We start from the raw sequence: 14,871 nt of genomic DNA, 5'->3' as shown, positions 1-14,871 counted from the left end.
ATGAGTGTTACTCTATGATGTAGATTTTCTGCATATTGGCAATACTAAGGATTTCATTCGCCTGACCATGTGCACCTTTTACAGACGTAGAAATATGTAACTCCTGCGCCTTACGATGCAGCAGTACCATCATGCCTAAAGCAGAACTATCGAGGTAAAGCACTCGACTAAAATCTAAAATAATATGGTTAACCTCTGGAAGCGTTAAAATATCTTGATAATCACTGGTGAATTTCTTGTGGTAATAAAAGTCAAAGCGCTCTGGCAATGAAATAACTTTAATATTTGACATTTTGTTATCCCTAATTAAAAGAGTTCAATTTCACCACAGGTAATTTGATCCCTTGAAACGGGATTATGAGTCTCCTGACGTCGGCGACTCATTTGTATTGTGATGTCATCCCCCTTAATGCCAAACTCCTGTTGTGACATAGTGGTGACGCGATTGAGCGATTCTTTTAAATGGTTTAGGGACTGATTTGTGTAAATCAGGCTTTGGGAAGTAATATCACTGAACTGCAATCCCCGAATAGTATCCGAGATGGCTTGTTCTAGTTCATGTGCCGATGAATCGATACGTTCAATCACTTGAGAATCCTTCTCTGCTTTAACGATAATCTGCCTTAGTGCAGTATCTATATCCTTTTTGGCATCAATAATATAAGTCATATCTTGAGCGGCGACTTTACTTACGTGTACGGTTAATTGTTCAATCTGAATTTGAATTGATTTAAGCTGTTTTTGTATGCTTTCACTAAAACCTGCGCTACGAGTGGATAAAGCGCGCACTTCATCTGCCACAACGGCAAAGCCTCTACCCGCATCACCCGCCCGCGCCGCTTCAATTGCCGCATTTAAAGCCAGCAAATTAGTCTGGGACGAGATTTGATCTATGTCTTGCAAGGCTTTCATTGCTTGAGGCATAGACTCGTAGATGAGATTCACTTTTTCCAACAATTCCATAGTTGATGCCGACATTTCTATGGTGGATTGAATAAAGCGCTCTAACGTCATTGAGGTATTGTTGGCAAATTGCTTCATTTGATCTGAATGGAATAACTCAGCATCATCAGTGCTCTTAACGAGATCTGAAATAAATCCTGTCTGCTCCGTCATTAACCGCCCTAAACCATCGAATGACTCACCGAGCAAATTGACTGCGTCACCTTGCACCGCTAGCACACTGTCAATATTAGCCTCGCAGCCGTTAAGCGTCGTGATTGACTCTTGGTACAGACTGATATGGGCTTGCCAATCTGCGGCAAGTTGGTTATTGAAGGACTTATCATCATGCTGTTGAACTGACTGCATTTGCTGGTGCTGATAAAATTGCCACAGCAACATAATCAATACAGAAATAACCGGACCAATAGCCCACAATGTTATCAAACTCAGCGCATATCCAACGCCTGCCGCGAGCACCGCAACGACCCCATCCTTGTATGTCATATGGACTTCACAATAATTGTACAGTGATTAAAAAGTAGTTTCATATTGGGTGATTTTCAAACACGAAAGTGAAATTATTCACATTGTTACGTGTCGCAATGCGGAAAATGCAGTTATCGCGATAGAAATCCCCATCATTGAGCGCTAATTCTCAGTAAATTGGCATAAATTCATGATTTGCTAATAAACTTGCCCTAATGGAACCTGAAACTTAACTGTGCAGTCCTCATACCCTAGGTTACACTGGAAGCGTCATGGATTGGGATGGAATCGCTTATGAGTCAACGTACATTAAACTCCTTATTTAAACCGACTTCCGTTGCCATTATTGGCGCTTCGAATACCGAGAAACGCGCGGGTAATGTGCTGATGAAAAACCTACTATCGAGTGGTTTTTCGGGGCCTATCATGCCAGTCACCCCTAAGTATCGGGCAGTGATGGGCGTGCTCGCCTATCCCAATATTGAAGCCTTACCCATCAAACCCGATTTAGCGGTTATTTGTACCCGCGCTTGCCGTGTGCCCGCCATCGTTGAAACCCTTGCGCAATTTGGCTGTAAGGTGGCCATTATTATGGCAGCGGGAATGGCACAGGAATTTAACGAAGATGGCGTGAGCCTGCTCGACCTTGCCATGCAAAATGCTAAGCGTTACGGGATGCGCATTCTGGGGCCAAATAGCTTAGGAATGCTATTACCCCCATTGGGATTAAACGCCAGCTTAGCCCACGCCAGCGCCCTACCGGGCAAAATAGCCTTTGTGTCTCAATCGGCTGCTATTTGTACAACGGTACTCGATTGGGCCAATAACAAAGGTATTGGCTTTTCCTCCTTTATCTCCCTCGGTGATGCCACCGACATTAACTTTGACGAACTGCTCGATTACCTGGGCCGCGATAGCCGCACCAGCGCCATCATGCTTTATATCGACTCGGTGAATGAGAAGCGCCATTTCCTCTCGGCTGCTCGAGCCGCTTCACGCAATAAGCCAATTCTAGTGATTAAATCGGGCCGCAGCGCCGAAGGTGCCCGCGCCGCAAAATTGCATACAGGCGGTGTTGGCGGTAATGATGCCGTGTATGAAGCGGCGTTTCGCCGTGCAGGTATGTTGCGGGTTAACGATTTAATTGAACTGTTTGCCGCGGTTGAAAGTTTAGCGCATTCCAATCCGCTGCAAGGTGAGCGCTTAGGGATTATCAGTAATGGTGGCGGTCCTGCCGTATTAGCGGTGGATGAACTCATTATGCGTGGCGGTAAACTGGCGGAGTTATCAGAAGACACCATAGCCAAATTAGAAGCTGTGTTACCGAATACTTGGTCAAGGCAAAATCCCATTGATATTATTGGTGATGCGAACGCATCACGATATGCTAAGGCTTTGACTATCCTGATGGATTCCAATGAACTTGACGCTATTTTGGTCTTGCACTCCCCTTCTGCACTCGGTGAAAGTGTTGAGATAGCTGATGCTTTGGTGAGTGTGATCCACGCGCATCCCAAAAAGAATCGCCTCAATATTTTGACGAACTGGAGCGGTGAAGACTCGGCTTATCAGGCACGAAAACGCTTCACTAAGGGCGGTATATCCACCTACCGTACACCCGAAGGTGCTGTGGGTGCCTTTATGCACATGGTTGAATACCGTCGTAACCAAAAACTGCTGCAAGAAGTGCCGCAATCGATCCCCGATAATATTCCGACAGATAGCCTTACGGCGCGCAAATTACTGCAAGCGGCTCAAGCTAAAGGAAAATCGGTACTGGAAACCCATGAGGCCAGCCCTATTTTGCGTGCTTATGGGCTTAACACTATAGACACTTGGTTTGTGAAAGATGCCGATGAAGCGGTGGCCATTGCGAATGAAGCGGGCTATCCCTTAGCGTTAAAAGTGCAATCCCCTAACATCTTGCATAAGTCCGATGTGCACGGAGTGATGCTCAATTTAACCTCGGCTGAAGATATCCGCCACGCCGCGAATGCGATTACCCAGAGGGTGCATCAAGCCAATCCCGAAGCCATTATTGAAGGCATGATAGTGCAGAAAATGGCGTTGACCGCTGGCGCGCAGGAAATCCGCGTGGCCGTAATAAGCGATCCCGTCTTTGGTCCGGCGATTTGCCTTGGCGAAGGTGGCTCAGAATGGGACCCCACCAATGATGCTGCCGTTGCCCTGCCACCCCTGAATATGGCACTGGCGCGTTATATGGTGATCCAAGCGTTAAAGACCCATAAGTTAAAGGACAGACATTTACCATTGGGTCTAGACATGAATGCCCTGTGCGTTATGTTAACGCAAATATCCCATATTATTATCGATTGCCCTGAAATCGCCTCGTTAGATTTAAACCCAGTACTGGCCGCGGGTGAAAACATCACTCTGCTCGATGTGAATATCCGTTTGCATGATGCCAATGCCGACAGTTCATCGCGGATGGCCATCATGCCCTATCCGAAGGAATTAGAAGAATTCGCCGAGCTAAAAAATGGCCTTAAGGTAATGCTAAGGCCGATTTTGCCCGAAGATGAACCTAAACATTTGGCCTTCGATAATTCGTTATCCGATGAAGACAGATACAAACGTTATTTTGGGGTGCGCTCGAAAATGACCCATGAAGAAATGGCGGTATTAACTCAAATCGATTACGCCCGTGAGATGGCCTTTATCGCCACGGCTAAGGGGCCAGATGGTGATGACATCACCTTAGGTGCCGTGCGTGCATCTATTGACCCTGATAATACCGAGGCCGAGTTTGCCATGGCAGTGCGTGGCGATCATCAAGGTATAGGGTTAGGCAAGTTGTTACTCGAAAAATTAATCAAATATTATCAGGCCAACGACACGCCCGTGCTCACCGGCTTTACCATGTTTGAGAATCGCAATATGGCCAGTCTTGCCAAGAGTCTCGGTTTTAAAGTGACCTTCGATATGGAGGAGCATTTGATCAAAATGCACATGGATTTAAAACCGCCCAGTGATCAATAGCACCTACCCAGACGGACCAGCGGGGGCATTTGAACGAAAACCTACGGTTTTGACTCCCAGGCCCTCCGCGTAACCGTAGGTTTCCGAATAATCACCCCTTCCCCTCATCTTCAATAAAGTACGTACCATTGGGCAACACATGCTTATAGGGCAATAACGAGATATGGGATAAGGTCTTGTCGTCGATATCCTCCCCCTGCTGCCGGAGCTGCTCAACCACGTCATTTATCTTGATCGTGTTCCAGTACAGAATGGCATTGGATACAAAGCTGAGGCTGCTGGCCTTGTTCATGATTTCCTCATAGTCCCCAGTGGTGAATTCACCCTGGTCCGCAAAGAATATCCAGCGCGGCAGTTTGTGCCGGTATTCCCCTTTATTCAGTTGCCGCTGGACGGTTTGGCGCAGGTCTTTGTCAGTTAGGTACCGCAGAATGTATTCGGTCTTGATGATCCGGCCCAGGTTGGTAAAGGCCTTGGTGAGGCGATCGGAGGGTGAACTGTTGGTCAACCGTTGAACGATGACGTGTGCTGGCGCAGTTTTTTGTTTCAGAGAAATGACCACCCGCATCATGTATTCCCATTGCTCCTCAATAATCGCCAAATCAGCTGTTTTCGTGAGTAAATGGTTGAGGTCACCGTAATCGACGGATTTGTCGATACGGTATAGCTGCTGATCCTTCAGATCCCGAATGCGTGGCATAAAGTAGAAGCCGAGCAAATGACAGAGGGCGAAGACGATTTCAGTGTACCCATGCGTATCGGTGGTGTGCTCTCGGATTTTCAGAATTGTGTTGTTTTCCAGCAGACCGTCCAGAACATACAGGGCTTCACGAGGGCTACAGGAAATGATCTTGGTGCTGAACACGGAATATTGATCGGATACGTGGGTGTAGATCCCGATGGCTTTTTCATAGTAGCCGTAATAGCGGGGATAGTATGAAGCCAACAGGCTGTCGGCGCGGATTTTAAAGCGTTGCGCATCTGAAGAGGACAATGTACCGGAGCCATACACCGCACTCAACGGCAGCTCATGGTGTTGATTCACAATTTCAGCACTGGCGTTGATCAGGGTTTCTTCGCGAATATAGTATTGCAGGATATGCCTTAGCATATCGACAGTAACGCCATTGACGCTGTTACTCATGGACACGACGCCCAGGTTTGTGGCTTGTGAAATAATGGCAGCCATCAGGCTTTTGTAAAAGTTTTTGGGCCGTGACTGGTGATGTTGGATAGGGACAAAGTGACGACTGTAATGCGTCATTTGATCCACCTCCATCAGCAATTGCTCGATGCGTATGCTGGGCATATGCGCATCGATCACCTTTTGCAGTTGGTTGACTTTATCCGGTACGTCCAGCTTGTCGTCACGCTTGAGTTTCAGCCGGCCATTGTGTATCTCGGCGAAATTATCCAGTCCAAAACGCTTTTGCGCTGCTGACACCGCTTCGTGGAACTGGGTTGAAATGGCGGAACGCACTTCGTGTGGCAAAGGCTGCTGTAGCTCGGTATAGACGGTGTGTTTGGTTTCATCCCAGTTGGGCTCGTTCAAGGTCAGATCCCAGAACGACACATGCTGTTTGCTCTGTGGTAAATACAAATCGCCGGAACGCAACGCATCTTTCATCGCGAGAGCAAGGCCCATTTCCCAAACATTGCGATTGATGTTGCCGGCTTGATCTTTAAGGCTGCGACGCAGCTCGCGGGGAATGAACGCAGTCGGTGTATTCTCCGGCAGTTTTTTCAGATCGCCGTCATCCAACTGCCGGACGAACTGGATGGCTTTTATCAGTGGCCCAGAACCTTTCGCCACTTCAAACGGTAACCGTATAAAGTCGGAAAAATACTTTCGTAAACTGGGGTAACGGGTCAGCAACAAATCGCAGTAGCCGCATTCTTCCAGGCGTTTAAAAATGTGCAGGTCGTCAATGGAGGCTAGCAAGTGTTTCTCGTCAATACGCTGCCATAAGTCATTCTTGTACAACGGCTGTTCATCCGGCCATTCCAGCAAAACATGCGTGGTATCGAGCACGGCGTCGATAGCTTTCTTCTGGCGTTTGCGGAATTCCTTGTGCTTTTTGTCGTGACTGTTTCTGGTTTGTCGGCACAGTTCCGTCATGTACTGATCGTGCATTTTGACCAGGTTATCCAGCAGAATCTTGCGGGATTCTAACAGGAAGCACACCATCAGGGCATAGCGCTTGTGGTCTTTGAAGCGTTTCATGTCCTTGGCGCTGTAGCGCTTGGTCAGTCGATACAGGTAGTGAAGAAAAGCGGTATCAATGACCTTTTCCTCGAATTCATTAACGCCGGTGGCCACCAGATTGTCATAGCGCTCCAAATAGCGTTTCAGTGATGAGATTTTGGCGGCCGGTGGATACTCTTTGAGTTGGTTGAAGTAGGTTCGCTGATTACCGTCTGTGGTTTGCAACAGAACGTCGATGGCACCGCGCAGTTCAGGGGACATCTGATCAAACACCTGCTCAAAAAGCTGAGTGTGAACCTGGTTACAAATACGGATGATCTGCCGTTCGATGGTCGAGGGCCCGGGTAATACAATACGGTTCAGCAGCAGGTAGCGCTCTGCCCGGTGAAAAAGTTCATCCGGCAGCAGCCCCTGGCGAGCATATTCTTCAATCCAGCGGTCCAGATCCGCTTCCGCTTTGTCATCAAACCGCTGAAAGCCCAGATACTTGAGGATGTTGTTCCGATGCTCCAATAGTGTCGCTTCCCGCTCGGGCACGTCCACGGTTAGCGTGGGCGGGAGGTCGAGTTGACTGCTCAGGTAGCTGATTACCCGGGGGGATAGATCATGGAGTTGGTTAAGAAACCGGCCATAGAGACGCATGGCGCACAGTTGGATAGCAAATCCCAGACGGTATTGCTTACGGTACTTGTTGACCACCTGGCAATCGCGTCGGCTCAGCGTCCAATCGCGAACCATTTCTTCGTCGGAAAATCGTTGTGGCAGCATTAAGGGGTCGCCTCAGAAAACGGAAAATAAAGCACGCTAAGCCCTTACTTACCCAGATGTTTGACTGTTCGTGGCACTTTCACCATGGCAATTGCAATTGCCCAACCCTTGCAAAATGCCGCACGCCTCTACAGATCGAGAGCCAGAACACTTCTCGCGCAAATCAACCAAGTGCCGTTTTAACTGCAACAGCGCGGACACACGCATTTCCACCTGTTGAATATGGGCCTCCAGCAGCGTGTTGACCTCCCCACAGTCCTGCATCGGGTTGTCTCGCAGACCCAGCAATGCGCGAATCTCGCTCAACGTCATCTCGAGCGAACGGCAATGACGGATGAATTGCAAGCGCTCAATGTGCGCCTCACCGTACAGCCGGAAGTTGCCACCGCTTCGCGCTGGCTTCGGCAGTAGCCCTTCCTTCTCGTAGTAGCGGATGGTCACGACCTCGCACCCAGAGCGCTTGGCGAGGTCGCCAATTCTGATTTCCATGCATCAATCTCCAATTATCACTTGACTCTATAGTGACTATAGAGATTTTAATGGAGGCTGAATAGAAGATTTTCAGGAGTTACTCATGAGCGAATGCGCTTCAAAGGGGTGTGGCTGCACGACTGAGCCGATCATCCAACCCACGGCACCGGCCCCGCTGGCAATCGGATCGGCTCAAGCGGTGTACCGCATCGAGAACATGGATTGCCCGACCGAAGAGGCGCTGATCCGAAGCAAACTGGCCGGTCTGGCGGGGGTGGCGGGTCTTGAATTCAACCTGATGCAACGTACCTTGGCCGTGCGACACGAATTGCCTTCGTTGTCTCCCGTCGAGCAGGCGCTGAAGGCCATCGGCATGCAAGCTGTGCGCATGGATCAGGCGTCGGCCGAGCAGACGACCAAGCTGTCCATTGCCAAGATGGATTGCCCGACCGAAGAGACGTTGATCCGCAACAAGCTCGGCACCGTGGCCGGTGTTGCTGATCTCGATTTCAACCTGATGCAGCGCACGCTGTCGGTACGCCATGCGAACCAGGTTCTGCCAGACGTGCTCGTGGCACTGCAAGCGCTTGGATTCGAGGCGCAGGTCGTGGACACGGCAGAGGTCGCATCTCCATCCGCCGCCCCTGTGACCACGCCGACCAACTGGTGGCCGCTGGGCATCTCCTTGGTCACTGCATCGGCGGCCGAGGCGGTCTACTGGCTCCACAACGGCAATCACTGGTCGGTTGTCGTTCTGGCGCTTGTCGCGGTCTTCACGGGTGGCCTCTCCACCTACAAGAAGGGGTGGATTGCGCTCAAGAACCGTAATCTCAACATGAACGCCCTCATGTCGATTGCGGTCACGGGTGCCATGTTGATCGGCCACTGGCCCGAAGCGGCAATGGTGATGGTACTGTTCGCGCTGGCCGAGGTAATCGAAGCCAAATCGCTGGATCGCGCTCGTAACGCTATCCGTGGCCTGCTCGACCTGACCCCGGAACAGGCCACGGTACAGCAGGCTGACGGCACATGGCGCGAGGTGGGCGCCAAGCAAATCACCATCGGCGCCCGCGTCCGGGTCAAACCAGGTGAGCGCATCGCCCTTGATGGTGAGGTGCTGGAAGGCCGCTCTGCCGTCAACCAAGCCCCGATCACGGGTGAAAGCCTCCCGGTCGAAAAATCCCCCGGTGATTCGGTGTTCGCTGGCACGATCAACGAATCCGGCTCGTTCGAGTACCGCGTCACCGCCTTGGCCAACAACTCCACTTTGGCCCGGATCATTCACGCGGTAGAGGCTGCGCAAGGTAGTCGTGCGCCGACTCAGCGTTTTGTCGATCAGTTCGCCCGCTGGTACACCCCCGTTGTATTCGGCGTTGCCATCGCCGTCGCGTTGTTGCCGCCGCTGTTCATGGGTGCGGCATGGCTCGACTGGATCTACCGTGCATTGGTTCTGCTGGTGGTCGCCTGCCCGTGCGCACTGGTGATCTCTACACCGGTCAGCATCGTCAGCGGCCTGGCCGCCGCCGCCCGCCACGGCATTCTCATCAAAGGTGGCGTCTATCTGGAAGAAGGCCGCAAGCTGCGCTGGCTGGCTCTGGACAAGACCGGCACGATCACGCACGGCAAGCCCGCACAGACCGACTTTGTCACATGGGGCAATGCACTCGCCTCGGACAGCCGCAGCATCGCTGCCAGTCTGGCGGCCCGCTCGGACCATCCTGTATCCAAGGCGGTGGCACAGGCCGCGCAGACGGACGGGGTTGCCTTGCTCGACGTGGCCGAATTCAACGCGCTGCCCGGTCGGGGTGTGCAGGGCCAAATCAACGGTGAAACCTACCATCTTGGCAACCAGCGGATGCTAGAAGAGCTGGGGCAGCGTACTCCCGAGCTGGAACAGCGCATCGCGGCGCTGGAAACCATGGGTAAAACTGTCGTGATGTTGGTCAGCGCAAAAGGGGTTCATGCCTTATTTGCCGTAGCGGACACCATCAAGGAAAGCAGCAGGAGCGCCATTGCCGAGCTTCATGCACTGGGCATCAACACCATGATGCTGACCGGCGACAACCCCCACACGGCACAGGCCATTGCCGCACAAGCCGGGATCGACCGTGCGCAAGGCAATCTGCTCCCAGACGACAAACTGCGCGAAGTTGAGCTACTGGCCATAAAGGGCAAGGTCGGCATGGTCGGTGATGGCATCAACGATGCCCCGGCCTTGGCGCGTGCGGACATCGGCTTTGCCATGGGAGCGGCTGGCACAGATACCGCCATCGAGACCGCTGACGTGGCCCTGATGGACGACAACCTGGGCAAGATTCCGACCTTCGTGCGCCTGTCGCGTGCGACGGCGCAGGTGCTGATGCAAAACATTGTGCTGGCCCTTGGCATCAAGGCAGTATTTCTGGTGCTGACCTTCACGGGTCAAGCGACCATGTGGATGGCGGTGTTTGCTGATATGGGGGCCAGCTTGCTCGTCGTTGGCAATGGCTTGAGGCTGTTGCGCAAATGAGCTGGAAATTCTTTCTCTACGACTGGGGTGGTCTGAACATCGCGTTGTTCCAAGCCATCAACATGAGCACACCTGCAGCGCTGGAACCGCTGGCATCGTTCTTCAACCTTGTGATAGGCAACTACTGGACTGCACCACTGATGCTCTTGGCGATGTGGGGATGGTCAAAGTCGGCACCTGACCCAACGCGGGCCGATGCCATCCGGTACAGACTCAGAGTCTTTAGCGTGGCCTTTGCGTTGGCATTTCTCGTCGCCACCATCTTGAAGCTATGGATCGACTTTCCACGCCCGCCTGCCGTTTTTGGCGACATGGTGCGCGTTATCGGGGGCATCGAACGACACTACAGCCTGCCCAGCGGGCATGCCACCTATGCCGCGCTGGTGGTCGGCGCGCTCTGGCCTTTGATAGGCCGTCGTGGCCGTATCGGCTTGGTGTTGTACGCCGCATTGGTCGGTTGGTCACGCATCGCAGCCGGAATGCACTTTCCTGCCGATGTGCTGGCGGGGTGGGTACTTGGATTGAGTTGCACGGCGCTCGCCGGGTGGCTGATGCCGCTGGCCGCCCCTGTGTGGCAATCGGCTCGCCGCACATCGACTTGGGTCTGGTTCGCAGTGGCCGCCAGTGCTGTCATGACCGATCAGCTCGCAAAGTTCGCCATCACCCGCACGTTTGCCTACGGTGAACAGGTCGAAGTCACGCCCTTCTTCAACTTCGTCCATGTCCTGAATCCCGGCGCGGCATTCAGCTTTCTGGCGAACGCTGGCGGCTGGCAACGTTACTTTTTCATCACGCTGGGCCTGGTCGTTTCTGCTTGGCTGGGACGCATGCTGTGCCAGCAATTGCCCCGTCTCGAAGCGATGGGATACAGCCTGATCCTCGGCGGTGCGCTGGGCAATGTCGCGGATCGTGTGCTGCGTGGACAGGTTGTTGATTTCCTTGACTTCCATTGGCGACTTGCGCACTGGCCCGCCTTCAACCTCGCTGATGTGGCGATAACTATCGGAGCGCTCTGCCTGTTCTTGACGGTTGTACCGAAAAGCAGTAAAGGCACAGAGGCCGAGGTGTCCGGTTAAGCTATACCCTAACCTGATGTCAGATGCTTGGCGCAAAGCACGTCAGAATAGAGTTGTAGTTTGTATTTATTGACACAAGCCGCCAAGGGTAATAGATTTCATCCTGACACTTTTACCTTTGGAGGCATCTTGCAAGGTCAACGTATCGGCTATATCCGCGTCAGCAGCTTCGACCAGAACCCTGATCGGCAACTGGAGCAAATCGAAGTCGGTAAGGTATTCACCGATAAGGCTTCCGGAAAGGACACGCAACGTCCCGAACTTGAAAGGCTGCTGGCCTTTGTGCGCGAGGGCGACACCGTGGTGGTGCACAGCATGGACAGGTTGGCACGCAATCTCGATGACCTGCGCCGCATCGTTCAGGGGCTGACACAACGGGGCGTGCGGATGGAGTTTGTCAAAGAAGGGCTGGCGTTCACCGGCGATGACTCACCGATGGCCAATTTGATGCTGTCGGTCATGGGGGCTTTTGCGGAGTTCGAGCGCGCACTGATCCGCGAACGCCAGCGCGAGGGAATCGTGCTGGCCAAGCAGCGCGGTGCCTACCGGGGACGAAAGAAATCGCTGAACAGCGAACAAATTGCCAAGTTGAAACAGCGAGTCGCGGCAGGCGATCAAAAAACCTTGGTGGCCCGTGACTTCGGCATCAGTCGCGAAACCTTGTACCAGTACCTGCGGGAAGACTGATCATGCCGCGCCGCTCAATCCTGTCCGCCACCGAGCGCGAAAGCCTGCTGGCACTACCAGATGCCAAAGACGAACTGATACGGCACTACACGTTCAACGAAACCGACCTATCGGTGATCCGCCAGCGTCGCGGCGCTGCGAATCGATTGGGCTTCGCCGTGCAGCTTTGCTACTTGCGATTCCCTGGCATCTTCTTGGGCATCGATGAGCCTCCGTTTCCGCCCCTGCTGCGCATGGTGGCCGCACAACTCAAGGTGCCGGTGGAAAGCTGGAACGATTACGGCCAGCGCGAGCAGACACGGCGGGAGCACTTGGTCGAGCTGCAAACGGTGTTTGGATTCAAGCCCTTCACCATGAGTCACTACCGGCAAGCCGTGCATACATTGACCGAACTGGCCTTGCAAACAGACAAAGGCATTGTGCTGGCCAGCACCCTTGTTGAAAACCTGCGGCGGCAGAGCATCATCCTACCCGCCATGAATGCCATCGAGCGCGCAAGCGCCGAGGCCATTACCCGTGCCAACCGGAGCATCCATGCGGCATTGGCCGATTCCTTGATACCTGTCCATCGCCAGCGCCTGGACGAACTGCTCAAGCGCAAGGATGGTAGCAAAATGACGTGGCTAGCGTGGCTGCGCCAATCGCCCGCCAAGCCTAACTCGCGCCACATGCTTGAACACATCGAACGCCTCAAAGCCTGGCAAGCGCTTGACCTACCTGCTGGCATCGAACGGCAGGTACACCAAAACCGCTTGCTCAAGATCGCCCGCGAGGGCGGCCAGATGACGCCCGCCGACCTGGCCAAGTTCGAGTCGCAGCGGCGTTACGCCACCTTGGTAGCACTGGCCATCGAAGGCATGGCCACCGTCACTGATGAAATCATCGACCTTCACGACCGCATCATCGGCAAGCTGTTCAATGCGGCCAAGAACAAGCATCAACAGCAGTTCCAGGCTTCCGGCAAGGCGATCAACGACAAGGTGCGGATGTATGGGCGCATCGGTCAGGCGCTGATTGAAGCCAAACAAAACGGCGGCGATCCGTTCGCCGCCATCGAAGCGGTCATGCCGTGGGACACCTTCGCCGCCAGCGTCACCGAGGCGCAAACGCTGGCGCGGCCTGCAGATTTTGATTTCCTGCACCATATCGGCGAGAGTTACGCCACGCTGCGCCGCTATGCGCCGCAGTTCCTGGACGTGCTCAAACTGCGCGCCGCGCCCACCGCCAAGGGTGTGCTCGATGCCATCGACGTGCTGCGCGGCATGAACAGCGACAGCGCGCGCAAGGTGCCCGCCGATGCGCCAACCGCATTCATCAAGCCGCGCTGGGCAAAGCTGGTTCTGACCGACGAGGGTATTGACCGGCGTTACTACGAATTATGCGCCCTGTCGGAGCTGAAGAACGCACTGCGCTCTGGTGATGTTTGGGTGCAGGGTTCGCGTCAGTTCAAGGACTTCGACGAATACCTGGTGCCGATCGAGAAGTTCGCCACCTTGAAGCTGGCCAGCGAATTGCCACTGGCCGTGGCCACCGACTGCGACCAATATCTGCATGACCGACTGGAATTATTGGAGGCGCAACTCGCCACAGTCAACCGCATGGCGGCGACCAACGACTTACCGGACGCCATCATCACCACTGCATCGGGCCTGAAGATAACGCCGCTGGACGCAGCGGTGCCAGACGCCGCGCAAGCCTTGATTGACCAGTCGGCGATGTTGCTGCCGCACCTCAAGATCACCGAGTTGCTGATGGAGGTCGATGAATGGACGGGCTTCACGCGCCACTTCACACACCTGAAGACCGGCGACACGGCCAAGGACAAAACCTTGCTGATGACGACGATTCTGGCTGATGGTATCAATCTTGGGCTCACCAAGATGGCCGAGTCCTGCCCTGGCACCACCTACGCCAAGCTGTCTTGGCTGCAAGCCTGGCACGTTCGCGACGAAACCTATTCGACGGCGCTGGCCGAGCTGGTGAACGCACAGTATCGACAACCCTTCGCCGGAAACTGGGGCGACGGCACCACGTCATCGTCGGACGGCCAGAACTTCCGAACCGGCAGCAAGGCAGAGAGCACCGGGCATATCAATCCGAAGTATGGAAGTAGCCCTGGGCGGACGTTCTATACCCATATCTCCGACCAATACGCGCCCTTCAGCGCCAAGGTGGTCAACGTCGGCTTGCGCGACTCGACTTATGTGCTCGATGGCCTGCTGTACCACGAGTCTGACTTGCGTATCGAGGAACACTACACCGACACGGCGGGCTTCACCGATCATGTGTTCGGCCTGATGCACTTTCTGGGATTCCGGTTCGCGCCGCGCATCCGCGACCTGGGCGACACCAAGCTGTTCATTCCCAAGGGCGATACTGCCTACGATGCACTCAAGCCGATGATTAGCAGCGACAGGCTGAACATCAAGGCTATTCGCGCTCATTGGGATGAAATCCTACGGCTGGCCACTTCGATCAAGCAGGGCACGGTGACGGCCTCGCTGATGCTGCGCAAGCTCGGCAGCTATCCGCGCCAAAACGGCTTGGCCGTCGCCCTGCGCGAGCTGGGGCGCATCGAGCGCACGCTGTTCATTCTGGATTGGCTGCAAAGCGTGGAGCTGCGCCGCCGCGTCCATGCGGGGCTGAATAAGGGCGAGGCGCGCAACGCGCTGGCCAGGGCGGTCTTCTTCTACCGATTGGGTGAAATCCGCGACCGCAGTTTT

General features: G+C 53.8%; 9 protein-coding genes. 5 read left to right on the top strand and 4 right to left on the bottom strand.

The genetic code is table 11. The annotated features are described in order from the left end of the window. Positions 1–7: 7 nt before the first annotated feature. Positions 8–292: an STAS domain-containing protein gene (locus L5M11_RS20530; protein ID WP_028759900.1), complete on the bottom strand. Its 285-nt coding sequence runs from the start codon at positions 290–292 to the stop codon at positions 8–10. A gap of 14 nt (positions 293–306) precedes the next feature. Continuing rightward, a complete protein-coding gene (locus tag L5M11_RS20525) occupies positions 307–1,449 on the bottom strand; it encodes a methyl-accepting chemotaxis protein (RefSeq protein WP_263167375.1) in 1,143 nt (380 codons plus the stop codon). Positions 1,450–1,725: 276 nt separating this feature from the next. Between L5M11_RS20525 and L5M11_RS20520 the strand changes: the two genes are divergently transcribed. Further along, complete coding sequence (locus tag L5M11_RS20520; protein ID WP_105252534.1) at positions 1,726–4,431, top strand: acetate--CoA ligase family protein; 2,706 nt, start codon at positions 1,726–1,728, stop codon at positions 4,429–4,431. 91 nt (positions 4,432–4,522) lie between these two features. Here L5M11_RS20520 and L5M11_RS20515 read toward each other — a convergent pair whose 3' ends face one another. Further along, positions 4,523–7,405 carry a Tn3 family transposase gene (locus L5M11_RS20515; protein WP_263193101.1) on the bottom strand — a complete coding sequence of 961 codons (2,883 nt, stop codon included), beginning with the start codon at positions 7,403–7,405 and terminating at the stop codon, positions 4,523–4,525. Between the two features lie 48 nt (positions 7,406–7,453). Further along, the gene (cadR, locus tag L5M11_RS20510; protein WP_011638890.1) at positions 7,454–7,894 is read right to left on the bottom strand and encodes a Cd(II)/Pb(II)-responsive transcriptional regulator; all 441 of its coding nucleotides are present in this window, start codon (positions 7,892–7,894) and stop codon (positions 7,454–7,456) included. Between the two features lie 85 nt (positions 7,895–7,979). Here cadR and L5M11_RS20505 point away from each other — a divergent pair, with 85 nt between their 5' ends. From L5M11_RS20505 to L5M11_RS20490, 4 genes are all read left to right on the top strand, one after another. Further along, positions 7,980–10,385 carry a heavy metal translocating P-type ATPase gene (locus L5M11_RS20505; RefSeq protein ID WP_115407325.1) on the top strand — a complete coding sequence of 802 codons (2,406 nt, stop codon included), beginning with the start codon at positions 7,980–7,982 and terminating at the stop codon, positions 10,383–10,385. Beyond that, positions 10,382–11,461, top strand: a complete 1,080-nt coding sequence (lspA, locus tag L5M11_RS20500; protein ID WP_011638892.1) for a signal peptidase II — start codon at positions 10,382–10,384, stop codon at positions 11,459–11,461. Before L5M11_RS20505 ends, lspA begins: the two co-directional genes overlap by 4 nt. 129 nt (positions 11,462–11,590) lie before the next feature. Further along, positions 11,591–12,148 carry a recombinase family protein gene (locus L5M11_RS20495; protein WP_004213590.1) on the top strand — a complete coding sequence of 186 codons (558 nt, stop codon included), beginning with the start codon at positions 11,591–11,593 and terminating at the stop codon, positions 12,146–12,148. A 2-nt stretch (positions 12,149–12,150) separates the two neighbouring features. Next, positions 12,151–14,871, top strand: a 2,721-nt coding sequence (locus L5M11_RS20490; RefSeq protein WP_263193100.1) for a Tn3 family transposase, incomplete at its 3' end; no start/stop codon positions are given.

Origin of the sequence: Shewanella sp. SM87, from assembly GCF_025653705.1 — a bacterium.
Classification (GTDB): Bacteria; Pseudomonadota; Gammaproteobacteria; order Enterobacterales; family Shewanellaceae; genus Shewanella; species Shewanella oncorhynchi.
This window is presented reverse-complemented; position numbering and strand designations above follow the sequence as displayed.